The 23,497-nt window shown below is 30.1% G+C and carries 21 protein-coding genes and 1 pseudogene; 13 read left to right on the top strand and 9 right to left on the bottom strand.

All coding sequences use genetic code 11. The features are described 5' to 3' along the window. Nucleotides 1-77: 77 nt before the first annotated feature. The 4 genes from V6U76_RS00525 to secG are packed head-to-tail and all read right to left on the bottom strand — an operon-like array spanning nucleotide 78 to nucleotide 3,025. Entirely contained in the window at nucleotides 78-482 is a 405-nt protein-coding gene (locus V6U76_RS00525; protein WP_333023050.1) for a nucleoside deaminase, read from the bottom strand. A gap of 23 nt (nucleotides 483-505) precedes the next feature. Continuing rightward, nucleotides 506-1,093 (bottom strand): hypothetical protein, encoded by a 588-nt coding sequence (locus tag V6U76_RS00520; RefSeq protein ID WP_333023049.1) that lies wholly within the window; start codon nucleotides 1,091-1,093, stop codon nucleotides 506-508. A 37-nt stretch (nucleotides 1,094-1,130) separates the two neighbouring features. Next, nucleotides 1,131-2,726, bottom strand: coding sequence for a CTP synthase (locus tag V6U76_RS00515; RefSeq protein WP_333023048.1), 1,596 nt, complete (start codon nucleotides 2,724-2,726; stop codon nucleotides 1,131-1,133). Then, nucleotides 2,723-3,025, bottom strand: coding sequence for a preprotein translocase subunit SecG (gene secG / locus V6U76_RS00510; RefSeq protein ID WP_333023047.1), 303 nt, complete (start codon nucleotides 3,023-3,025; stop codon nucleotides 2,723-2,725). The genes V6U76_RS00515 and secG overlap by 4 nt, the downstream gene beginning before the upstream one ends. A 480-nt stretch (nucleotides 3,026-3,505) precedes the next feature. Here secG and V6U76_RS00505 point away from each other — a divergent pair, with 480 nt between their 5' ends. Further along, nucleotides 3,506-3,751 (top strand): hypothetical protein, encoded by a 246-nt coding sequence (locus tag V6U76_RS00505; protein WP_333023046.1) that lies wholly within the window; start codon nucleotides 3,506-3,508, stop codon nucleotides 3,749-3,751. 88 nt (nucleotides 3,752-3,839) lie between these two features. Next, nucleotides 3,840-4,652, top strand: a complete 813-nt coding sequence (locus tag V6U76_RS00500) for a hypothetical protein (RefSeq protein WP_333023043.1) — start codon at nucleotides 3,840-3,842, stop codon at nucleotides 4,650-4,652. 384 nt (nucleotides 4,653-5,036) lie between these two features. On the opposite strand, the gene V6U76_RS00495 is transcribed toward V6U76_RS00500, so the two are convergent. The 3 genes from V6U76_RS00495 to V6U76_RS00485 are packed head-to-tail and all read right to left on the bottom strand — an operon-like array spanning nucleotide 5,037 to nucleotide 7,782. Further along, nucleotides 5,037-6,200, bottom strand: coding sequence for an aspartate kinase (locus V6U76_RS00495; protein ID WP_333023042.1), 1,164 nt, complete (start codon nucleotides 6,198-6,200; stop codon nucleotides 5,037-5,039). A 38-nt stretch (nucleotides 6,201-6,238) separates the two neighbouring features. Continuing rightward, entirely contained in the window at nucleotides 6,239-7,180 is a 942-nt protein-coding gene (gene trxB, locus V6U76_RS00490) for a thioredoxin-disulfide reductase (RefSeq protein WP_408647395.1), read from the bottom strand. Between the two features lie 2 nt (nucleotides 7,181-7,182). After that, complete coding sequence (locus tag V6U76_RS00485; protein WP_333023040.1) at nucleotides 7,183-7,782, bottom strand: peroxiredoxin; 600 nt, start codon at nucleotides 7,780-7,782, stop codon at nucleotides 7,183-7,185. Between the two features lie 188 nt (nucleotides 7,783-7,970). Here V6U76_RS00485 and gyrB point away from each other — a divergent pair, with 188 nt between their 5' ends. The 5 genes from gyrB to rho all read left to right on the top strand — a co-directional run bounded on the left by gyrB (nucleotide 7,971) and on the right by rho (nucleotide 14,244). Beyond that, nucleotides 7,971-10,346, top strand: coding sequence for a DNA topoisomerase (ATP-hydrolyzing) subunit B (gene gyrB / locus V6U76_RS00480; protein ID WP_333023039.1), 2,376 nt, complete (start codon nucleotides 7,971-7,973; stop codon nucleotides 10,344-10,346). 88 nt (nucleotides 10,347-10,434) lie between these two features. Beyond that, the gene (locus V6U76_RS00475; RefSeq protein WP_333023038.1) at nucleotides 10,435-10,755 is read left to right on the top strand and encodes a hypothetical protein; all 321 of its coding nucleotides are present in this window, start codon (nucleotides 10,435-10,437) and stop codon (nucleotides 10,753-10,755) included. Nucleotides 10,756-10,793: 38 nt separating this feature from the next. After that, nucleotides 10,794-11,792 (top strand): leucine-rich repeat domain-containing protein, encoded by a 999-nt coding sequence (locus V6U76_RS00470; protein ID WP_333023036.1) that lies wholly within the window; start codon nucleotides 10,794-10,796, stop codon nucleotides 11,790-11,792. 242 nt (nucleotides 11,793-12,034) lie between these two features. Next, on the top strand, nucleotides 12,035-12,616 hold the full coding sequence (locus tag V6U76_RS00465; protein WP_333023034.1) for a cell cycle transcriptional regulator TrcR: 582 nt from the start codon (nucleotides 12,035-12,037) through the stop codon (nucleotides 12,614-12,616). 353 nt (nucleotides 12,617-12,969) lie between these two features. Continuing rightward, complete coding sequence (gene rho, locus V6U76_RS00460) at nucleotides 12,970-14,244, top strand: transcription termination factor Rho (RefSeq protein ID WP_408647399.1); 1,275 nt, start codon at nucleotides 12,970-12,972, stop codon at nucleotides 14,242-14,244. Between the two features lie 500 nt (nucleotides 14,245-14,744). Here the strand turns inward: rho and V6U76_RS05665 are convergent. Further along, nucleotides 14,745-14,867 (bottom strand): annotated as a pseudogene (locus V6U76_RS05665) (IS982 family transposase); the annotation flags it as partial. Between the two features lie 218 nt (nucleotides 14,868-15,085). After that, nucleotides 15,086-16,186 carry a D-alanyl-D-alanine carboxypeptidase family protein gene (locus V6U76_RS00450; RefSeq protein WP_333023030.1) on the bottom strand — a complete coding sequence of 367 codons (1,101 nt, stop codon included), beginning with the start codon at nucleotides 16,184-16,186 and terminating at the stop codon, nucleotides 15,086-15,088. A 170-nt stretch (nucleotides 16,187-16,356) separates the two neighbouring features. Between V6U76_RS00450 and V6U76_RS00445 the strand changes: the two genes are divergently transcribed. From V6U76_RS00445 to V6U76_RS00420, 6 genes are all read left to right on the top strand, one after another. Continuing rightward, on the top strand, nucleotides 16,357-16,626 hold the full coding sequence (locus V6U76_RS00445) for a hypothetical protein (RefSeq protein WP_333023029.1): 270 nt from the start codon (nucleotides 16,357-16,359) through the stop codon (nucleotides 16,624-16,626). A 56-nt stretch (nucleotides 16,627-16,682) separates the two neighbouring features. Then, complete coding sequence (locus V6U76_RS00440) at nucleotides 16,683-17,579, top strand: hypothetical protein (protein ID WP_333023028.1); 897 nt, start codon at nucleotides 16,683-16,685, stop codon at nucleotides 17,577-17,579. A 51-nt stretch (nucleotides 17,580-17,630) separates the two neighbouring features. Further along, entirely contained in the window at nucleotides 17,631-18,146 is a 516-nt protein-coding gene (locus V6U76_RS00435; RefSeq protein ID WP_333023026.1) for a gamma carbonic anhydrase family protein, read from the top strand. A gap of 257 nt (nucleotides 18,147-18,403) precedes the next feature. Then, nucleotides 18,404-19,072, top strand: a complete 669-nt coding sequence (locus V6U76_RS00430) for a hypothetical protein (protein WP_333023025.1) — start codon at nucleotides 18,404-18,406, stop codon at nucleotides 19,070-19,072. A 466-nt stretch (nucleotides 19,073-19,538) separates the two neighbouring features. Beyond that, on the top strand, nucleotides 19,539-22,865 hold the full coding sequence (gene dnaE / locus V6U76_RS00425; protein WP_333023024.1) for a DNA polymerase III subunit alpha: 3,327 nt from the start codon (nucleotides 19,539-19,541) through the stop codon (nucleotides 22,863-22,865). Between the two features lie 48 nt (nucleotides 22,866-22,913). Then, the coding region (locus tag V6U76_RS00420) for a hypothetical protein (protein WP_333023023.1) at nucleotides 22,914-23,497 on the top strand (584 nt) is incomplete at its 3' end.

Below are 23,497 nucleotides of genomic sequence, written 5' to 3'. Positions count from 1 at the left end.
TCTTCTAAACAAATCAGAAACAGAAGATAAAGTTTAAATAAGATTCATCTAGTTTAAGTATAAAATCAAGAGATTTGTTACCTTAATGTTTGAAAAAAACTTTTAAGTAACAATGAACACTCCTCTTCTAATAGACCACCATAAATTTCTGAAATATGACTGTTTTTAATATTTTCTGTGCACTTTGGGTTATAAGCTCCAAAATATAATCTTCTGATTTTTGTAAAAGAAATAGCTTGAACACACATCATACACGGCTCTAATGTTACATATATATCAGAACTATTTAATCTAGAAACTCCAAGAAATTTACATGCACTCCTTATCGCTAACATTTCTGCATGTGCAGTTGGATCATTCAATGTAATTGTCATATTAAACGCTGAAGCTATTACGATACTTCCCTCATTCACTATAATAGATCCCACAGGAACTTCACCATTTTGCTTAGCAATTTGAGCTTGCTTTATAGCAAGCTTCATATAGCAATAATTAAACAAATCATTTAATGTGAAAGATAAATTGCATGATTATGCTGAATGACTAAATCTGTAACTCTACTACTTGGGCTTTTATTTCTCTCTGCTGAATAATTATGTTCATTTCTGACTTGGTCAAATTTCACTGATTGTATATGATTTCTCACTTCATTTCTATTAGAAATAGGTACTCCTACTTTATAATCTTTTTCCATATCTAATATGGTATTTATCACTAATTGATCTATAATTTGATTTATTTTTTCTTTTAAGACCTTCGTATACTCATTCAATCTATAATTAATAGCTAATTCTAGTACTGTTTTATTATCACTATTCTTACAAAATAATAGCACTTTTATAATATCGATTGATGTTGATTCTATAATATTTTCAGCAACTTTATTAATAAGGCATTTTGCCCTATAGCAGCTATTTTTCATATAAAAACTTATATGATGTAGTATAGTATTACCTTCATGATCTATCCATGAAACATATTTATAATCTTTAACTAAATCGAATAGTTTAGGTGATATAAAACCTTGGTTCTTTACATCATTAATTAGAGATAAAATAACCTCCTTTCTTTTTCCAATGTTTAAGCAAGACATAATTTCCCCCCAAGATTAAAACTTACTACTTTTCATTTTATGACAAGTGTAATTTTTTATCAACTGCTGCTTTAATAAACGATAAAAAAAGAGGATGTGGAGAAAATGGTTGTGATTTAAACTCAGGATGAAATTGCACACCAACAAACCATGGATGATCTTCGAGTTCAATTGCTTCTACATATAATCCATCTTCTGATATAGAGCTGCATATCATTCCATTTTTTTCTAAATCATCTTTATAACTCAAATTGAGTGTATACTTATGCCTATGTCTTTCTGAAATAGTAAAGCTACCGTATATAGTACTCATTTTAGAGTATGGGTTAATCTTGAACCTGTATCCCCCTAACCTCATGACTCCTTTCGAAATATTGTCATTCAATGTGTTCATCAACTTAATAATAGGGTCTTTACATGCATAAAATTCTTCAGAATGTGCATCTTCAAGTTTCATAACATTACGTGCAAATTCTATTACCGCAAGCTGCATACCAAGGCATATACCAAGAAATGGTACTGCGTTCTTTCTCGCGTAGCATATAGCTAAAATCTTACCTTCTATTCCGTTATCACCGAAACCTCCTGGTACGAGAATAGCAGAAGAATTTTGTAATCGTTCTGTAAGAAGTTGTTCATTTAAAACTCTAGCGTTAACCCAATTTATATTGACTCTTACTTTATTATCAATTCCTGCATGGTTTAATGCTTCAACCAATGATTTATATGTATCAGGAAACTCAGTATATTTCCCTACTATAGAAATAGTTACCTCTCGTGTTGAATTTTTAATAGAATCCCTTATTTTATGCCATTCAGTTAAATTTGGCTCTTGTTTTTTAATGCCAAAATGTTTAAGAATTTGCATATCAAGCTTATACTGATGATATAGTATAGGTAACTCATATATATTAGTTACATCAAGCGCTGGAATAACATTACATGGAGCAACATTACAAAGATTTGCAATCTTGTTTTGTTGATCTTGAGAAATTTCTCTTTCACTTCGACATAGTATTATATCTGGTTGTATGCCTGCAAAATTTAGCTCTCTCACTGAATGTTGGGTGGGCTTGGTTTTTAGTTCATGCGCAGCAGCAAGGTATGGAACTAAAGTTAAATGTATAAGAATGACTTTTCCCTTTCCTAATTGATAACTAATTTGGCGTATAGCTTCTAAAAATGGTTGGCTCTCTATATCACCTACAGTTCCACCTATTTCACATATTAAAAAATCTAACCCATCTGTATTATTAAAAATAAATGATTTAATTAAGTCAGTAACATGAGGTATAACCTGTACAGTTTTTCCATGATAATCACCTTTTCTTTCTTTATTTAGTAATTCATAATATATTTTACCAGTTGTAATATTATCGTATTTTGTTGATTCAATCTTAGTAAAACGTTCATAATGTCCTAAGTCAAGGTCTGTTTCAGTGCCATCATCAGTTACAAATACTTCCCCATGCTGAATTGGATTCATTGTACCAGGATCAATATTTAAATATGGATCAAGCTTTCTAATACATATTCTAAAGCCATATGCTTGTAATAAAGCACCGATACTAGAAGCAACAAGACCCTTACCAAGTGAGGAAACAACCCCCCCTGTGACAAAAATAAGCCTCATTTTATATCGAATGGTACATCGTACTTATCTGCTTTTTTCTCTAGCTCTATTTTTTCTGCAATTGATACCTTATGGATTTTTTGTGAATATAAGCACGAAAGTATCAATGTATTAACAATAAACAAACAAGCAACCACAATAGTAACTTTACTTATCATGCTTAAAACTGAAGATCTTTGAGAAGATATAGATTGTTGTGAGTTATTGAAACTACTTAATGAACCTGTACTTGGCGGCTGCACCAGTATTAAGATTACTAAAATTAAAACCAACACCACCTGGAGTACACTAAACAGCATTTATGTGAACTAACTTATAATCTTTGAGTATAATCAGATAATATATCTAGTCAAGCTGCTTGATTTTTATTTACAGTTTAATAGAGTTGAGTATTAGTAAAAAACTCAACACTCACAAGGTAAAGTTTTATCAATTTAATGAATCTGCTGTACAACTTTGTATGTAATGTACCAGAGCTAAATTGCTACTGCTCCCCAAAAATTATTTGCGCAGATTAGCAAAATCTTGCTATCTTGAACTTGTATATATAAAAATTGTAAAATTTTACTCACTACTCTACTGTAATTTGTATAAATAACATTTCATATTCTTTCAAATTTTTTTCTTTCGCATTATATCTTTATGGACTTCAAGTTCATGATTTTTTTTCATAAACTGAGGCAAAAAAATAGTAGCTTTACATAACAAATAAGTTATACTGACAAAATATTATGTTAAATAATAAGGGTGTTTTTATTAATCAACACAAGGAGTGTTATATGAGAACTACAAAGGAACAAAAGTATAAAGATTTGTCTGATCTTCTACATTTCAATAAAGCTGTTATTAGGAAGCAAGGTACAAAGAGTTTACTTGTACATATTAAAAATCAATATAATGAGGACAGATATGATTCATTTATGATAACTCGTACAGGTCCAACAGTTATAAAGATCTATACACAAATAGATAACCGAATCAGGAAACCTTACAATGTAAAAAATTCCAACACTTTTTTCTACTAACCAAAAAATAAATCATGAAAATTTTTCGTATGAGGAGTTTGATAACATCACAAAAGATAATCCTTGTTTTGATCGTTTAAACAATGTAATGAATAGTTCTTCTGATGATAATTACAATACCTGCATTCACATTCTAAATTGTTTTCGCAAATTTGTTGGGTATCCACCACATCCAACCATTAAGACAATATTATTTCAAGAGACTAAAACTTCAACTACTGCTGTTAGACCTCAAGAAATAAGCTCAATCCAATATATAGGACGAATAAATAAATATCTTAAATGGTACGAATTTCCAGATCTTACAAAATGTTTTTCTGATCTTTCTCAAAATAATAGTAGTTTTATTTCCCGTATTGAAGATAAAGATAATGAAAGTAAAACACTTGATTTATTAATTATTGGCCGTACTCACAATGGAAACATAGCGATAATAGATAAGCCACTTACTAATTATGAACCACTAGATATCATAGGACGTGATAATCCTATTTTTGATTGTTTAAACGATATAATAAATAACTTTCATTATCAAGATAATATCTGTGAGCAAGTTCGAAGTTGTTTACATAGACTTGCTTTTCTTTATGAAGAGGAAATTCGTAAAAATTTACAAACAACTACTGAACCAGGACTCTTTGATTTTGAAGGTACAAAAAAGTTAGAAGAAACTACTAACAGTATTAGTAATACTATTAAGGATATCAAAGGTGAAAATTTTGATAATGGTATTACACATCAAACAATAAGTTCTGTACAATATAATTTAAAAACAACTCCTACGTATCCAAACAGTGCTGTAGAGAATATGTCTAATATCGATACAACACAACCAACAGCAATAGAATCAGGACAGAATAGTGAAATTACTCGTGTGTCAGTAGGAGTAGTATTAGGATGAACATTAGGTTTAAGCATGGCGGGAATAGCATTTATTTTGAAAAAATTATGCCGTTCTTGTAGCTTTAAACTACCTGATAATCTTAACTGTTGTAATACTTTTTTGAATAATTTAAAGACCGTAGAATCGTTACCTCGTCATAGGAATAGACGTTATATGTAACTGTTATTTTTAGTTAGTGCTAGAATTCATTTTGCATTCTAGCCGACTACTGCACATACTAATTTGGTATTATAGTATAAACTTCTGTAATAAAGTTATTTAACATTGTGAAATATTCTTTACCTAAGATTTTTATAAATACTGACTTATATAATAAATCGGCTATACTCAGGAAATAGTATTGAACGTATAATACATTATAAAGTTTTATAATGTATTTAATTATTGAATATCTAATCCATATTCGGTATGTAAAGCCCTAACTAAAGTATATGCATCTCTTGTCTTAACTAAAATAGTAATCTTTATTTCTAAAACTGTAATAGCAAGCATCTTTATTTTATTTTCACTTAAGACTTTAAATATCTTTAATAGAACTTCAGCATTTGAGACTACAGCAATTCCTATAACTGAAACTCTAGCTATGTTACGGTTAATAGTAATATTCTTGTTTTTACTAAGTAATTTTTCTATAGTAGCTACGTCAGATTTTGCAACTACAAAGCTTAAATTTTTTAAGCAATTAATCATACTGATTTTAATATTAGAGTCTAATATTCTTTTTAGAACCTCTGCATCATTGGTTATATCAGTTAATGTTAACATAGCCTCATTCAGGTTGCAGACTATACCTGTAACTAAATATCTTTCTAAAACTTCATGTTCATGTACTAATACTGTTCCTTCTGTATCCTGAAAAGTAGGAAGAACTTTTATTTTGATATCGTGTTTCATTGCAAGCTCTACTGCGCGTATATGTAAAATTTTAGCACCTGATGAAGATATTTCCAGCATTTCAGTATAAGAAATAGACTGTAATTTACGTGCCTTTGAGACGATTTTTGGATCAGCAGTATATATTCCATCTATATCGGTAAAAATATCACAAGTTTTTATGTTAAAAGCAATGGCTAAAGCAACTGCAGATATATCTGACCCACCTCTTCCAAAAGTTGTTATTCTATCATTATGTAAGCCTTGGAATCCTGCCACAACAGCAACAGAAAAGTCTGTAAAAAGAGAATTTTTTAAATTATCGGTGCATATCTTCTTAATTCTAGATTGAGAATAAAGATTATCAGTAATAATTGGCAGCTGCCAAGCAAGCCATGATCTTGCAATCACTCCAATAGAATGAAGAGCGATTGTAAGGAGCCCACAAGAAATTTGCTCACCAGCAGAGAGTACAACATCATATTCTGACAATACTCCCTGATAATTAAAATTTGAGACTTTATTTATCATCTGGTCAGTAAAATCTGCAATAGCAGATACTACTACAATTACTTTATAACCTCTATCCACTTCTGCTTTTATAAGATATGTAACACGATTCAAATCAGTTAAGGATGTGCCGCCAAATTTTTTAATAATAATGTTACTCATGATTTAAAATAGACTAGAAAATTTATCGGTAATATACGTTAAGAAGCAGCATTAATGAATTTTTCTGCATCTAAAGCAGCCATACATCCAGTGCCGGCTGCGACTACTGCTTGACGATATGTTTTGTCTTGTACATCACCTGCAGCAAATATTCCAGGCATACTGGTTAAGGTTGTACCAGAACTAGTAACAATATAATTTTCCTCATCCATATCAACTATGCCTTTAAAAATACTTGTATTAGGTGTGTGCCCAATCGCAATGAATATTCCATCTACATTCATTTGTTGAGTCTTTTGTGTTAGATTTGACCTTATCACAATTCCATTGACTTTTTTGGGATTTTCATTTCCTAATATATCTTCCACAATGTGGTTCCATATAACTTCTATTTTGCCCTCATTACAAAGTTTAAAAAGATGCTCTTGCATCTTTTTTTCTGCCCTTAGTATATCACGCCTATGTATTAATGTGACCTTCCTTGCAAAATTAGTAAGAAATATAGCTTCTTCAACGGCAGTATTTCCTCCACCAATTACAACAACAATTTTATCTTTAAAAAATCTACCATCGCACGTTGCACAAGCTGATACTCCATAGCCTTGGAACTTTTTTTCACTTTCAAGGCCAAGCCACCTTGCTTGTGCACCAGATGCAATTATAATTGCTTTCGAGTGGTAATTATGATTGCCAATAGATAAAAACAATTTGCAATCTTTTGATTGTTCAATGCTTTTTATTTCATCAAATACTATTTGCGTTCCAAACTCCTCAGCTTGTAACTTCATCTTTTCCATTAACTCTGGTCCCTGTATTGAAACAAACCCTGGGTAATTTTCAACATCTGTAGTGATAGTTAGCTGACCACCAGGCTGCATGCCAGTTACTATTATTGGTTCTAAATTTGCACGCGCTGCATAAATGGCAGCAGAATAACCTGCTGCCCCAGAACCAATAATTAAAACTTTTGTGTTATACACACTCACAGCTCTTCGCTATATGAATTTAGATAATCAGCTACCCCTTCATCGCTTGCTTGCATCGCAGTTTTACCTTTTTCCCATCCAGCAGGACATACTTCTCCGTGCTCCTCATAGTGCTTAATAGCATCAATTATTCTTAGTACTTCGTCAATACTTCTGCCAATAGGCAAATCATTTATTGACTGATGACGTATAATAAACTTTTTATCTATAATGAAAGTAGCTCTTAATGCAACTGAATCATCATATAACACATCATAATCCTTTGCTATAGACTTTTTTATGTCTGATACCAAAGGGTAATTTACTTTTCCAATGCCACCTTTATCAACAGGTATTTCACGCCAACGATAGTGTGAAAATTTTGAATCTACGCTTACACCTGTTACTTTAACGTCACGTTTTATAAATTCACTAATTCTATTATTGAAAGATATTATTTCAGTTGGACAAACAAACGTAAAATCTAGTGGATAAAAGAAAAGTACAGCATATTTATTTTTAACATATTCGCTAAAACAGAATGCTTCATCAAATTCTCCATCAGAGAGCACAGCTGGAACTTTAAAATCAATAGCAGATTTTGTTATAAAATTCATAAATTATCCTTTTAAATTGTTAATTTAATATTTACTTATACAGCTAAAATCTTTTTAATGCAATAGATAGATAACTAAATCCATTTATTCAAAATCTGTTTTACAGTATAGAGATCTTAAAGATGTTGCTAGTGTAATATATTTAGTGTAATATTTCGTTAGCTCTCATAAAATAAAATGTAATAATTTTGACAGAAAATAATTATAATGCTGATTCAATAAAAATATTAAGAGGTCTTGATGCAGTAAGAAAGCGTCCAGGTATGTACATTGGTGATACTGATGATGGATCTGGTCTTCATCACATGGTATATGAGGTTGTTGATAATGCAATAGATGAATCTTTAGAAGGGCACTGCAATAAAATTGAGGTTAGCATTAATGAAAATGGCTCTGTATCTGTTATTGATAACGGCCGTGGTATTCCTACTGATATTCATGAGGAGGAAGGAATATCTGCAGCAGAGGTTATAATGACTCAACTTCATGCAGGTGGTAAATTTGACAATAATACTTATAAAGTTTCTGGTGGCCTACATGGTGTTGGAGTTTCAGTTGTTAATGCATTATCAAGCTGGTTAGAGCTTACTATTTGGCGAAATAAAAAAGAATATTTTATACGCTTTGAAGATGGTGATTCAGTTGAACCATTAAAAATAATAAGTGAAAATATAAATAAGAGAGGAACTAAAGTTACATTTATGCCATCAGATGAAATTTTCAATGGCATTCATTTTAGTTACTCAACCTTAGAAAATCGTATAAGAGAATTAGCATTTTTAAATTCAAATATTGGTATCACTTTAAGTGATTTGCGTAATAATCCACCAGTTGAATCTAAATTTAATGAGGGTAGTGAATCTGGAGGTAATTTCGGTACAGCAAATTTTGTAAAATATTTAGATAAAAATAAAACACCTGTAACTAAAGTAGTTAGCATTAGTGATAGCGCAGAGGATGTTGGCATCAGTTTAGAGATATCAATGGAATGGAACGATTCTTATTATGAAAATATGCTATGCTTTACAAATAACATAAAGCAACGAGATGGTGGTACACATCTATCAGGTTTTAGGTCTGCTCTTACTAGATGTATAAATAATTATGCAACTAATGAGGGCTTTCTGAAGAAAGCTAAGGTTAGTTTAAGTGGAGAAGATGTTAGAGAAGGCTTAACTTGTGTTTTATCTCTTAAGATGCCAGATCCTAAATTTTCTTCGCAAACTAAAGATAAGTTAGTTAGCTCAGAGGCACGTGTAGCAGTAGAGAATATAGTAGCTGAAAAATTTAGTACAATACTTGAAACCAACCCGAAGCTTGCATCCAGCATAATAGAGAGAGCAATTAGATCTGCAAAAGGCAGGGAAGCTGCACGAAAGGCACGTGAATTGGTAAAAAATAGGAATAGTATTGATATTGCATCCTTACCAGGAAAACTTGCTGATTGTCAGGAAAAATCTCCTGAATTATCTGAACTATTTATAGTAGAAGGTAATTCTGCAGGTGGTTCTGCAAAACAAGGACGTAACCGTAAAACACAAGCTGTACTTGCATTAAAAGGTAAAATTCTTAATGTAGAGCGTGTGAGTTTAGATCGTATTCTTTCATCTGCAGAAATTGGATCTCTGATCACAGCAATCGGTACTGGGATAGGAAATGAATACTTTGAGATTGGAAAAGCTAGATATCATAAAATTATCATTATGACAGATGCAGATGTTGATGGTTCACATATTAGGACATTACTTCTAACTTTTTTCTTTCGTTATATGCGTGAAGTAATAGATAATGGCTATTTATATATAGCACAGCCACCTCTTTATAAAATCACAAGAAATGCCAGAGATACTTATATTAAAGATGATGAAAGCTTTAATGATTATATAGTAAATTCAGCAATTAAGAAGTTAATAATAAGTAACTCAACTATGGATTTACATTTAATCTTGAATAAGTGTCTTACTATTTCCAGTATCAGCAAAAACTACAGCAGAGAAGTGCCTCAAGATTTGCTGGAATCATTACTAGTATTAAAGAAAAAAAATGATCTACTATCTGCTAGTGAAATATTAAAATACTTACAATTAATGTATAATGATTATACTTGGGAAGTAGAGCTTACAGATAAAGAAATCAATATTTCTAAGCTATTTCAAGGGCTTGCAGATAAGTATGTATTTACACTTTCTGTTCTTGAAAATAGAGACATAATAAATGTATTAGATTTGCTTGATGATATAGCAAATTTATTTGATGGTGATTCATTCTTAAAGTCGCAGGAAACTGAAGTTAAGATCACATCTCCAAGTGCGTTTGTAAAAACGATAATGGATTGTGGTAAAAAGGGTTTAACATTACAGAGGTTTAAAGGTCTTGGTGAAATGAATGCTGATCAGTTATGGGATACTACGCTTAATCCTGAGAAAAGAACTTTACTAAAAGTTGAAATTAAAGATTGTGAAGAAGCTGATTCAATATTCTCCACATTAATGGGAGAAGTAGTTGAGCCACGTCGTGACTTTATTAATAGTAATGCTCTTAATGTTGAAAACATTGACGCCTAAGTACATTTCTCATAGTTTGATTAAAATTCAGGTAGATAAAGTATAAAAACTAAGTAATAATAAACTAAATTAATCGTGTTAAAAAATAATGACTATAGATTTTTCTAAATATTATAAAGGTAATCGCTTGCATTGTTCATCAATAAAGACACTAAATGATTTTGAGAGTTTGGTTAAGTTTCTTAGTTTAAAATGTAGTGACACTGTTGAAGAGATAAGTATAGATGTATCAGGTATATTATCGAGTGAAAGATTTAAAGTATTACATGTGAAAGATCTAGCCAATGATATATCAGTATATATTGATATTATAGAAAACAACAGTCTTAAAAAACAAATATATTATCTTCATCTTTACCTTGGCTTATTGAAAATTATCAAAACCTTAAAAAACTTTATTTGCAAGTGAGAAATGGTAGTGTCAGCTATTCTTATAGTAAAAAATGCTTGAGTAATGAAATTATAGAAAGGAAGCATACTGAATTTAATAATGAGATTAGTGATAGATTTAAGTCATCATTATCAGATCTAGCCAAAGTTATAAAAAAATGTAAAAAGCTTAATCATCTTAATTTATCTCTTAATGAAGAGGTAAATTATTATGAAATTTTTAATGCTATGGAAAATATTATATCCATTAGAATACTTAATGTACGTGGCATTAGTGATGAATGTTTAAAAGCTTTAGCTAAGCCAATAAAAAATCTTCTAAATCTTGAAGAAATTAATCTCTCCAATAATGAAATTGGTGATGAGGGTGTGGAAGCTCTAGCTTCTGCTCTAAAAGGTTGTAAAAATATTAAGAAAATTAATCTATCTAATAATAAATTTGGTGATAATGGTTTGAAAGCCCTAGTTCCTATTCTAAAAGATGGTGACTTAGAATCTAAGAAATTAAATTTATATGGTAATAAAAATATTACTAATAAAGTAGTAGAGCACCTGTGTAAAACTTTAAAAAAAGAATTTTGGAGTTTAAAAACTCTATGTGAATACGTAGTAAGGAAAGAAGTCATAGGTATAGAAACACTTGATTTGGGTGGTACAAAAGTTGATGAAAATTTCATTCATTCTCATATCTTACCACACTTGTCAAAAACTTGCAAAGTGCATTATAAAGGAAAAACGTATAATGGACATATTGATTATAGTTCTTTAGTAGAGGTATATTGCGCTATTTTAACTAGTGCTTTCGCGTTGCCTTTTTTGATATCTCTCGTTTCTATACATTTGTTTTTTGATATCCCTAATTGTTCAATTTCTGAACAATTGATTACAGTAACAATATTTCTTGGTGGTTTTACTCTTGGATGCCTTATGGCATATTGTGTAGATGGATTTCTTAAGTATTACTCTAAAAACCACTGCAATGTAAGTACTGAGCTTGAATCTCCTAGTGTAACAGCTAATGATTGCAATGCTAAAATAAGAGAAATAGTTAATTAAATGCTTTGAGATTTTTAACATTTTAATATAATAACATTTAATAAATGTGTGTTAAGTAATGCAAAGTTATAAAGGTATTATAAATGTAATATTGTTAGTTTTTACGTTAAGTTGCTTTAATATTTAGCCATTAGTATTAATGATAGATTTTAGAACATCTTAATGGCGCAATAAGTACATTAATTCTTTCTTAAGATGTATAATGTAATATTTTGGCAAGTATATATTAATATGGTTAATATATGAAAAAAGATATTTCATATAATTCGTCTGAGTTAGGAATATTTCTAAAATGTAATGATAGTAATACAAATAAAGCCTTTTTAGAGATTGCTTCCTGGTTTATAGACAACACATCATTAACTTTCGAGCAAATAGCAAAATGTTGTAAGCTTAATTACAATGATATAAAAAGTATTGCTGATGGTGAAATAGAAGTGACTGCATGCAATCCTATTACTATGGGAAGAATTACAAAAGAAGAAATTCTTGATTGTGAAAAGAAACACAATAAAATTCCACAATTAGAAACAAGGAAGTCTAATATACCTGTGCCAAAAAGACGAGATAAACCAGATGCGGTTTACTGGATATTAAAAAATTACCCTGCTATGGGTGATGCTATCATAGCCAAGTTGATAGGAACAACGACCAATACAGTAGAACAAATCAGAAATGGGACTCACCATAATATAAATAACATAAGGCCAAGGGACCCTGTGCTTTTATATTTATGTAGACAAGAGGATCTAGAACAAGAGATATTAAAAATGCAAATAGCATTAGAAAAGATTGCAAGATTGAAAAACATAGAGGATAAGTAATTTTTATTGCAAAAATTCTTTGACTTATTTTTACTAATTAGAGTAAAATAAGTTATGTATTTTAATTATAAGTAAGTTCTGCATTGATTAGTAGCTTATTTTAAGGTTTACTATTTATCTTATCAATCACTTATTGAAGTTACAATAAAACAGTTCATTTTTTTAATTCGCAAGGTAGGTTTGGGGGAGTTATGTCAACAATTAATGTTAATAAAGATGTTTTAACAGAAACAGAAAAGAAAAAGGTTAAAAAGACTGCACAAGAAATTGATAAAGGGAAGTGCATAAGCTCTAGTGTGGAAGAACAAAAATTACAAGATAGCTCTGTAATTAACAAATATGATGACAATCATATGTTAAATTTGGAACAATTAAAAGAAAAGACTGCTGAAGAATTATTACAATTAGCAGAAGATAGAAATATTTCTATTACAACTAAGAGCGGTGGTAGGATACTGAAGCAGGAAATAATATTTAGTTTAATGAGAAAAGTCAGCGAGGAAGGTGGGGTTAATATCGGAAGTGGGGTAGTAGATATATTACCAGAAGGTTTTGGCTTTTTGCGTTCACAAAAAGTGAATTATGCACCAAGCACTGATGATATTTATATCTCTAGCGGGCAGATAAAGAAATTTTATTTGCGTACAGGAGATATAGTGCAGGGAGAAATTCGACCACCAAATGATAAGGAAAGATATTTTACATTAGTAAAAGTTCGGAGTATAAACTTTACTGAAATAGAAAAATTAAGAAAATATATTAACTTTGATGATTTAGTACCAATTTATCCAGAGGAGAAAATAGTACTTGAATGCAATAGTGGTGATAATAAGCAAGATATTAGCATGCGTACTGTAGACATAGCAACACCGATTGGAAAAGGACAAAGAGCATTAATTGTTGCGCCGCCTCGTACAGGAAAAACTATGTTGATTCAGCAGATGGCTTATTCAATAGCTAAAAATCACCCTGAAGTGGAGTTAATGATGTTGTTAATAGGTGAAAGGCCAGAAGAAGTAACAGATATGACTCGTTCTGTTAGTGGGGAAGTAATAAGTTCTACGTTTGATGAGCCTGCTCATCGTCATGTACAGCTTGCTGAACTTGCAATAGAGACAGCTAAAAGAAAAGTTGAGAATGGAAAACAAGTTGTTCTATTTTTTGATTCTATTACAAGAGCTGCACGTGCTTATAATGCAGTAATGCCGTCATCAGGTAAAATATTAACTGGCGGAGTAGATTCAAATGCATTGCAGAGGCCAAAAAGTCTCTTTGGGGCAGCTCGTAATATTGAAAATGGTGGTTCTTTGACAATAATTGCAACAGCTCTTATTGAAACAGGGTCAAAAATGGATGATGTTATTTTTGAAGAATTCAAGGGTACAGGTAATGCTGAAATTATTCTTGATCGTAGGCTTTCAGATAAGCGAATATTTCCTGCTATTGATATTACAAGATCTGGGACAAGAAAAGAGGAATTACTGATAGATAAATCTTTATTAAGTAAAGTATGGGTGTTACGCAGAATACTTTCTTCTATGAATTCTGTGGAGGCAATGGAATTTTTGCGTGATAAGTTGGTTCTAGCAAAAAGTAATTCTGATTTCTTTAACTCTATGAATAGTTGAGTTTTATATAGGAAAAAAGTACTGGGAGTATAATATTATAATGCTTTCAAACTATAAGTTGTTCTATTGAAGAAATAATTTTCAAAAGTATTACACTGATTAAAATGTATTATTTACCTTTCCACTATGTAGTGGTTGTTTTAATGAGATTGACATCACCAAGAAAAAGTAGAGAGGAAAGAACGTTTTTATCAGGGATTGCTATAGATTTTTTAAAAATAAAGAGACTAAAGTTTGGTGTTAGATTTTAATAGCATTTAGCTTTGCAATGAAATCTGTATAAATAACGGCAAAAAGTTGAATTTATGCTTTCAATTATCTTAGTGTACTTTTTTCCACAATGTGTTTAGTAGAATTCCTCGATAAGTTGTCAGTAAGATTTGGTTGCAAGTCTTTTATTAATTTCCAGATGTGTTTTGTTTATTCTACTGCCACAAAAAAAGGCAAGTTTGCATATAGCAACCAAATTCTACATTGTTTTTTTGAATATAATTTCATATGTCAATTCTATAGAAAAATGTTAAGTGATGCGGGTAAAAAGCTTTGAAGTTTTTGCACGGAGATTGTTGATAGAGAAGAATTATCACAATTAAGAAAAATAGTTCAGTTATATCTTTATCCATTGGTATTCTCACTTTAATTTCTAACTTAGTTTTTATCTCTTTTATATCATCTCCTAATCCAGAATTAGTGTTTGTAGTGCAATTGGAGTCGGTCTTGCTCTAGCTGCAACTGCTGTGTTTTTCTTCTAATGAGAAAACTGTGTAATAGTATGAAGATAATAATAATAGATGTATTACTAAATAACATCGTTATCTATATAATAATATCTATATAACAATTAAAGGGAAAATAATTTACCTATCATGCCTAATTCTTCAATACTTTCTGCGATATATAGTGGTACAACTTGTTTTTCCATTCCTGGTATCTCTATATGTAATTTACCTATTTCTTGTCCCTTTTTGATTGGTGCAATCACATCATTTTGATATTCCATGTATACTTTAATTTTATTAAAAATATTACGGTTATAGGTAATAACAATATCTTTTTCTACTGTAATTGGTACTTTCTTTTTTTGACCATAAAGAACATCTATTTCTTCAATTTTACTATTTTTCCTGAAAATAGTTCTAGTATTAAAATTTTTAAAATAGTATTGCACCAATTTTTTTGCTTCCTCTATTCGTTCTCTTGCAGTGCCAAGACCATTTATTGTTATAAATATTCTTTTGTTATTTTGATTGGCAGATACAACTATTCCGTAATCTCCAGAATCTGAGTGACCAGTTTTAATTCCATCCACTCCAATATTGTGGAAAATTAGAGTATTTTGATTTTTATGTTCAACTGAATTAAAGGTAAAATCTTTCTCAGAGAATAAATAATAATATTCAGGAAAGTCAGAGAATATCTTTTGTGCAAGTTTTGCTAAATCTTTTGCACTCATAAAATGGTTTTCATTATGAATACCACTCGAATTCATAAAGTTACTATTATTTAAATTAAACTTTTGTGCTACTTCATTCATTTCAGTTACAAAATTTTTTTCTGAACCAGCAATAGCTTCTGCAAGTGTTATGCATGCATCATTTCCAGAGGATATAATAGCTCCTTTAAGTAAATCTTCTACTGTAACTTTTTGCCCTTCCTTTAGATACATAGAAGAGCCACCTATCTTCCATGCTTTTCTACTGACCTCAAATTTATCTTGCATGTTTATAATACCAGCTTTTAAGTAATCAAAAGTTATGTATAAAGTCATCAATTTACTCATTGATGAAGGAAAAAATTTTTCATCGGCATTATGTTCAAAAATGAATGAATCAGATGCTAGATCCAGTATTACAGCTTGCTTTGCCCTAGTTTTAAGTTGATATGCATTTAAATACAAAGGAAGCACAAAAATTAATAGCAAAATCATTAATTTATTTAACATACTGAATTTTAAAATATATAATTAACGATATGGTTTTATAATAGTTTTTCAATAAAATTTTAGTTCTGTTGCTGTATCAATTTCTAAAATAAAACCTTATTCTAAAGTTCTAATTGCTATTTTATTTTATCTTTGATATACTATTTTCATAGGTTATTGGGTAATATAATATGCATACAATAAATAGAAATCGTAATTCAGACATTCATAATAGTCTTTCCCTTTGGAACAATAATGCAAGAACAATTTATCAAGTTAGTCAGAGAGATCAACAATTCCTATCTAATGAAACACAAAAACTATTTGATGCGATTTACAATGGGAACCTAGAAGATTTTAGGAAAGCTTTAGAGGAAGGAGCAGATGTTAATGCATTTGATAACGATGGATATACACCATTGATAGCTATTATTATGGGTAATGATGATATCGAGATTTAAATACTGATGTTGAAGGACCTAACTCTTCTGATGAAGTTCTAGGTCGAGCGATTATTATGGAAAATTTGCATTTTATCAATCTTATACTTCGAAATATTAAACTAGTTCCTATTAATCTTTCCCCTAGTTTGTATATTACAACAATAAAAAGCAAATTTAATAATTATAGAGGTCTTTCATATCTTGCAGTAGAAATAGAAAAGGCACGGAAAGGAAAAGATTTATTAACTGTTTTTTCTACAGGAAGCATTACTAGAGCAGAATATCTCTTAAAACAAGAAGAACTTAATCCTAACTGTTGGCAAAGAAATCAAGATGGAAAAATAGAAACACCATTAAACTTAATTATTGATCTGTGTAGACAAGGAATAACTAATAGTAAAAAAGAAATATTAACTAAGCTTTTAAAACATAAAGCACTGGATTTCAGTCAAGTAAGACCGATATCTGAAATAGGCTCAGAACTAAAGAAGATAATAGATCAAGCCCTTAAAGAACGATTAAAGGGTGTTATTAATTCTAATGATTTAGATGATGTAAAAAGATTAGTAGAAGATAATCCATTAATAGATTATGCAATTGTTATTGATGTATTAAGAGATACTAATTCTATGACAAAACCTATTCGTAGTTATTTAAATGAAAAGTTTGTTGCAAGGAGTGCCGCAGCACAACTTACATATGTAGTAGATGAAATAAATAATGATTCTATTCTTGCAATGGAGTTGCAACAATTTGAAGATATTAAAGGTAAACTTAAAAATATTAAAGATCAACTTGAAATAACGAAAAAAAAGCTTGCAAATAAAGAGCAAGAGCTGACTAGAGTAAGGCAAAACTTAAACAGTAATGTTTCACGCTTGGAACAAGATTTAAGACAAGATAAGGTAAATACAGCACTTAATGATGTTACAAGTGATCAATTAGAGGTAGCTTCTAAGCTTAACATTTAGGTTTAGTATGTCTAGTTTATCTAGACATTTTAATAGAATTATAGAGATTCTATGTATTATATTTTAAAATATCAAAACTATGAGCCACAAATAGACAACAGTGTTTTTATTGCTGGTGGAACATACGTCATCGGTAGAGTTACAATAGAGAAAGATTCTAGTGTTTGGTATAACTGCGTTCTAAGAGGTGATGTAGGATCAATCAAAATAGGAAGTGGAACAAATATTCAAGATGGAACTATAATACATGTTGATAGAAATCCTGGAGGTGATACTGTTATTGGCAATATGGTAACTGTAGGTCATTCTTGTGTATTACATGCGTGTAAGATCCATGATAAAGCATTAATTGGTATGAGCTCCACAATAATGGATAATGCTATTATAGAGACTGAAAGTATGGTAGCTGCAGGTTCTTTAGTAACAAATAATAAAATTGTAAGAAGTGGAGAGATATGGGCAGGACGTCCAGCAAAATTTTTTAAAAAGGTGCCTCAAATTGATCATATAACTAAATCATCAGAAAATTATATAATGCTGATGAAGGAATATCCATTATCTAGATAATAGATTAAAAGTAAAAGAAATATTAAAGTCTATGATCTTTTTATGTAGTTATATGTTTACACTAGAAGTACTTACGATGTGCCTCATCTTTTAGATCTGCTACTCAGTACAGATATACCATATCTTATGCTAAAGTAGTTCAACACTAAAGTATTTTCCTTAATATGAGAGCATTCACCTAACTAAATAAAATATATTTACATTTTATTTATAAAATATATATTAACTATAGAGGTTTTAATGATCGCTAAAAATTTATGTATAGAAATATTCTTAAAAATACAGATGAAGCTGAAGGCAAGAAATATATCTTAAGAAGGTTTTTATGTGTAACTTGCAGAAAAGGTTTGCAGCAACAAATAAGTCATATAGAAGCTTTTTATAAGAATTACATAATTCTTTATGAAGATGGAATAATGAATTTAAGGTTATACATTAACAAAGCCATGATCTATGAGCTTTACATAAGAGATACTATAGATCTGTACAACTTAAAAGACTTTTGCGAGAAGTATATCCAATCTGAATATCATCTAACTGAGGTAGAGAAATTTCTTTTCAATATAGAGAGAGGTATGCAGGAAAATATAATATGTAAAAAATGTGCGAATCATATGCAGTTACTGATTAATACTGTAGATAATTTTTATCGTAACTATCTAATGCTTAAAACCTGTATAAGTGACCTAGAAAATATGATTAATCCTAATTTAAATCAAAGCAATGTAATGAGTCAAGGTCCTATATGGAATTTAGAGTTATTGGTTAATGGGATTGAAGAAATGAATAGTAATTTGCATTTACTTGCTTCAGTAGCAGCAGAAGATCAAGTAAGACATTACTCACAACAAGAGAGACAACCAAGTTCATTTATTAGTGAGGTGCAAGTGGAACAACATTCCCCTAACACTTCCAGAACACTATAATAAGTTCAATACAACTAAACACCCCAACTATGGATTAGCCAACAAAGCGAAGATTGAGCAACATCTAAGTTTCAAAATCTGTCTTGCAATCGTTATCTTTTTGATTGAGAATATCTGCCGTTTCTGCAGATAACACATCATGATCGTTTACCAGATTTTATTACATCAGATATAGCATCTTTTAGATCCTCTTCATAATAAAGATTTAGACCATCAACAACTTCATCCAATCTTTTCTTATTGCCTAAATAAGATATAAAAACCTTTTGTACCTTATAACACAAAGCTCTTTGGAATAATTACACCTAACAATAATTACTTTCACTAGCCTTTAGTTAAATACAAAATATTTTAATATCAAGAAAATGTTTCATATTTTGTATACATATTTTTTAATTACGTACAAAACTATGTCTTCACAAATAAATTGATGTTATTCTTTTGATATCACTAACAAAAAATCTTTATGTTTGTGCATTTACGTGTTCATAGTGTTTATTCATTACTTGCAAGTTCCGTAAAGATCAAAGATTTGATAAATCTTTGCTTGCAAAACAAAATGCCAGCAGTTGCAATAACTGATTCAGGGAATCTGTTTGGTTCACTTGAATTTGCAGAGCATGCTGCAAATAATGGAATACAGCCGATCATAGGTTGTGATGTGATAATCAAATATTCAGAACAGAATCTACCTATGCTGCTACTTGCAAAAAATGAGACAGGTTATAGTAATCTAGTTAATTTGGTGAGTAATTCTTTTAAAAATCATAAGAGTAATGATGTTCCTTATATTCATTTTGATGAATTATTTAGTTTAAATGAGGGTCTGATTGTTTTAACTGGTGGGTATGATGGAATATTGGCGCAATTATTATTAAAGCAGGATAAGCAAATTATCAATAAATTGATGATAGCTTTTAAGGATTGTTTGTATGTGGAATTACAACGTCATGGATTAAATAGAGAATTAGAACTAGAAGAAACTTTAATGGATTTTGCTTATCAGTATGGAATTCCACTTGTTGCAACTAATGATGTCTTTTTTTCTAATAAATCTGACTACGAGTCTTACGATATACTAACTTGTATATCTGAAGGAAGATATGCTTTAGAGACTGGTAGGAAAAAATTAACTACTGAACATTATTTCAAATCCGCGTTAGAAATGAATATGCTATTTTATGATATTAAAGAAGCTGTAGATAACACTTTAGTCATAGCTAGAAGATGTTCTTATATGCCAAAAGGTAGAAAACCTATTTTGCCTAAATTTCCTTGTCACAGAAATAAAACTGAAAATGAAGAGTTAAAGGAACAAGCAAGTAAAGGGTTAGAATTACGTATTACAAATAATTCAAATATAGATTTAAAACAATACTACGATCGATTAGATTACGAACTTAACATAATAACTTCGATGAATTATTCTGGATATTTTTTAATAGTTTCTGATTTTATTTGTTGGAGCAAAGCAAATGACATTCCTGTTGGTCCAGGGAGAGGTTCAGGAGCTGGTTCAATTGTTGCATGGGCGCTTCAAATTACAGATCTTGATCCAATAAGATTTGGATTAATATTTGAAAGATTCTTGAATCCTGACCGTATATCTATGCCTGATTTTGATATTGATTTCTGTCAGGAAAAAAGAGATTTAGTAATTGATTATGTTCAGAAAAAATACGGGTATGTTGCTCAAATAATTACATTTGGTAAATTACAAGCAAGAGCAGTGCTACGCGATGTTGGTAGAGTATTGCAGATGCCTTATTCTCAAGTTGACAAAATTTCTAAAATGGTTCCATTTAATCCAGTTAATCCTGTTACTTTATCACAAGCAATTGAACTAGATAAGAATTTACAGAAAGAACGTGATAGTGACGAAATTGTTGCAAAGCTCATAGATATATCGCTGAGACTAGAAGGAATATATAGGCATACATCAACACATGCAGCTGGAATTGTGATATCTGATCAACAATTAGAAAATTTTGTTCCAATATATTACGATTCAGATTCAACTATGCCGATTACTCAATACAGCATGAAATATGTTGAAAAAGCTGGACTTATAAAATTTGACTTTCTTGGACTTGGCACACTTACATTAATTAATCATGCTTGTAATTTAATTAATCAAAATGGAAAAAAGATCAAGATTACCTCTTTGGACTTTAATGACAGAAAAACCTATGAAATGCTTTCGAATGGCAGTGCTATCGGTGTATTTCAACTTGAAAGTTCTGGAATGAGAGAAGCTTTGATAAAACTAAAACCTGATTGTATTGAAGATATTATTGCTTTAATTTCACTATATAGACCAGGCCCAATGGATAACATTCCAACTTACATTGCAAGAAAACACGGCCTTGAAAAGCCAGATTATATTCATCCATTATTAGAAGAAGTATTAAAGGAAACTTTTGGAGTAATAATTTATCAAGAACAGGTTATGGAAATAGCTCGCATTCTTTCTGGGTATACTTTAGCAGAAGCAGATCTACTTAGACGTGCTATGGGTAAAAAAATAAGAGTAGAAATGGATAAACAACGTGAACTTTTTATAAATGGCGCAACAAACAGAGGTGTTGACTATGATAGAGCAAATTATATATTTGATTTAGTAGCAAAATTTGCTGGTTATGGCTTCAATAAATCCCATGCTGCTGCGTATGCAGTTATATCATATCAGACTGCTTATCTCAAAGCTAATCATCCTATAGAGTTTTTTGTAGCATTAATGAATTTGAATATTGATGATAGGGATAAATTGAATTTATTCTACTACGCTGCAAAGTTTAGTGGTATTACTGTTCTTCCAGCAGATATAAACAAATCTGATGCTAAATTTTCTATAGAAAATCAATGTATTCGTTATGGTCTTGCTGCTTTAAAAAATGTTGGTTTCTCTATAGCACAAGAAATAGTAAGTATGCGTTTACATTCTTATAAAGATATATGGGAATTTATACGTAACTTAAGCTCTATTATAAACAAAAAAGCACTAGAAAGTCTTATAAAAGTTGGAGCTTGCAGCAGTATACATAAAAACAGCAAACAATTATATGAGTCAATAGATACGTTAATTTATTTTTTAAATAAAAATAAACAAAGTAAGGAGTCAAATCAGGCTATTCTATTTTACGATTTAAAACCAAAATTAGTAAATGTTGAAGATTTTAGTACAGAAGAAAAATTAGAGTATGAATTATTTTATTTAGGATTTTATTTAACTGATCATCCATTAGAAAAATTTAGAGACCTTTTAAAAAAATTAGATATTGGTTTTATTGGAGAGGTAAAAAAAACAAGGATTGCTGGAGTAATATTAAACGTGCGCATGAGAACATCAGATCGTGGAAGATTTGCTATAGTTACGATTTCTGATCCTCACAATGTCTCTGAGATAGCATTTTATAATGATGAGATAATAGAAAGAAAGCAGGAATTATTTTTTTCTGGAACATTCGTAATAATTGAGCTCGAAGCTTCAGAAAATACAACCAGATTAACCGGTAGGGATATATTTGAATTTACACAAAAAATTGCTTTCTCAATTAGAGTATTATGCTTAACTATAGACTGCACTGATCTACAAATAGTTGCTAAAAAATTAAATGAGATATTAAAAGATAAAGGTAGAACTAAAGTAATCCTGAAGCTTATTTTAAAAAATTATGAAGTTAGCATTTTGCTATCAGATACATATTTGGTAGTTCCTAAAATTATTTATGAAATATCTCGATTAGAGTGGATTATAGATGTAAGAATTAATACAAATGACTTGCTTATATGAGAAAGATTTATATAATTAAGTGACTAATTAATTTTTAAGGAATAAGTAGTGAACCTTTATGAATTTGCTTTTATAGCACAACAAAGTCTTTCAAATAATGAAGTTGAAGGAATAGTACAAGATTTTGCAGTTTTCTTTGTAAATATAAGGAAGCAGCATATTTCTAAAGCGCTGCAAGATATTATTAATGAGGTGATAAAATTACTTAGCGAGTTTATAGTAGATGCTGAGCAAGAGTTAATTAAAAACAAATTAAAAGAAGACTTTTTTAAGAAAAAAGAAGAAGAGTATATAATTTATGCAAATGTCTTAGAGAATTTACTTAAAGCTTTATCTAATCTTGAGTTAGATTTTTCGAATTTTCAGTCGATAAAGCTTCACATTCAAAAAGATGTCTTTGAAGAAATAAAAGAAGCTTCCACATCAAAGATCTTATCACAATATATAAAAAAGATTGATGAGCCTAAACAAGTAGGGCAAATCGCTTTTAAGGTATCTTTTATAGAGAATGTAATGCGTGAATTTGTAAAACTCTTGAAAAAATCTATTTTAGAGTCCGTACTTAAAAGTACAAATGCTATTCTTACGGAATGTAAGGTAAGATATGATAAAGAAAAGCTAGTTATTATTTT

Origin of the sequence: Wolbachia endosymbiont of Pentidionis agamae (assembly GCF_036711655.1) — a bacterium.
Lineage (GTDB): Bacteria > Pseudomonadota > Alphaproteobacteria > Rickettsiales > Anaplasmataceae > JAZHPY01.
The sequence above is the reverse complement of the archived record's forward strand: the minus strand, read 5'-3'. Positions and strand labels throughout refer to the sequence as shown.

What these genes read in the sequence shown, in the direction of transcription:
- V6U76_RS00525 (WP_333023050.1), bottom strand. Translation starts at nt 482, where the DNA reads ATGAAGCTTGCTATAAAGCAAGCTCAAATTGCTAAGCAAAATGGTGAA.
- V6U76_RS00520 (WP_333023049.1), bottom strand. Translation starts at nt 1,093, where the DNA reads ATGTCTTGCTTAAACATTGGAAAAAGAAAGGAGGTTATTTTATCTCTA.
- V6U76_RS00515 (WP_333023048.1), bottom strand. Translation starts at nt 2,726, where the DNA reads ATGAGGCTTATTTTTGTCACAGGGGGGGTTGTTTCCTCACTTGGTAAG.
- secG (WP_333023047.1), bottom strand. Translation starts at nt 3,025, where the DNA reads ATGCTGTTTAGTGTACTCCAGGTGGTGTTGGTTTTAATTTTAGTAATC.
- V6U76_RS00505 (WP_333023046.1), top strand. Translation starts at nt 3,506, where the DNA reads ATGAGAACTACAAAGGAACAAAAGTATAAAGATTTGTCTGATCTTCTA.
- V6U76_RS00500 (WP_333023043.1), top strand. Translation starts at nt 3,840, where the DNA reads ATGAATAGTTCTTCTGATGATAATTACAATACCTGCATTCACATTCTA.
- V6U76_RS00495 (WP_333023042.1), bottom strand. Translation starts at nt 6,200, where the DNA reads ATGAGTAACATTATTATTAAAAAATTTGGCGGCACATCCTTAACTGAT.
- V6U76_RS00485 (WP_333023040.1), bottom strand. Translation starts at nt 7,782, where the DNA reads ATGAATTTTATAACAAAATCTGCTATTGATTTTAAAGTTCCAGCTGTG.
- V6U76_RS00475 (WP_333023038.1), top strand. Translation starts at nt 10,435, where the DNA reads ATGACTATAGATTTTTCTAAATATTATAAAGGTAATCGCTTGCATTGT.
- V6U76_RS00465 (WP_333023034.1), top strand. Translation starts at nt 12,035, where the DNA reads ATGAAAAAAGATATTTCATATAATTCGTCTGAGTTAGGAATATTTCTA.
- rho (WP_408647399.1), top strand. Translation starts at nt 12,970, where the DNA reads ATGTTAAATTTGGAACAATTAAAAGAAAAGACTGCTGAAGAATTATTA.
- V6U76_RS00450 (WP_333023030.1), bottom strand. Translation starts at nt 16,186, where the DNA reads ATGTTAAATAAATTAATGATTTTGCTATTAATTTTTGTGCTTCCTTTG.
- V6U76_RS00445 (WP_333023029.1), top strand. Translation starts at nt 16,357, where the DNA reads ATGCATACAATAAATAGAAATCGTAATTCAGACATTCATAATAGTCTT.
- V6U76_RS00440 (WP_333023028.1), top strand. Translation starts at nt 16,683, where the DNA reads ATGGAAAATTTGCATTTTATCAATCTTATACTTCGAAATATTAAACTA.
- V6U76_RS00435 (WP_333023026.1), top strand. Translation starts at nt 17,631, where the DNA reads ATGTATTATATTTTAAAATATCAAAACTATGAGCCACAAATAGACAAC.
- V6U76_RS00430 (WP_333023025.1), top strand. Translation starts at nt 18,404, where the DNA reads ATGTATAGAAATATTCTTAAAAATACAGATGAAGCTGAAGGCAAGAAA.
- dnaE (WP_333023024.1), top strand. Translation starts at nt 19,539, where the DNA reads ATGTTTGTGCATTTACGTGTTCATAGTGTTTATTCATTACTTGCAAGT.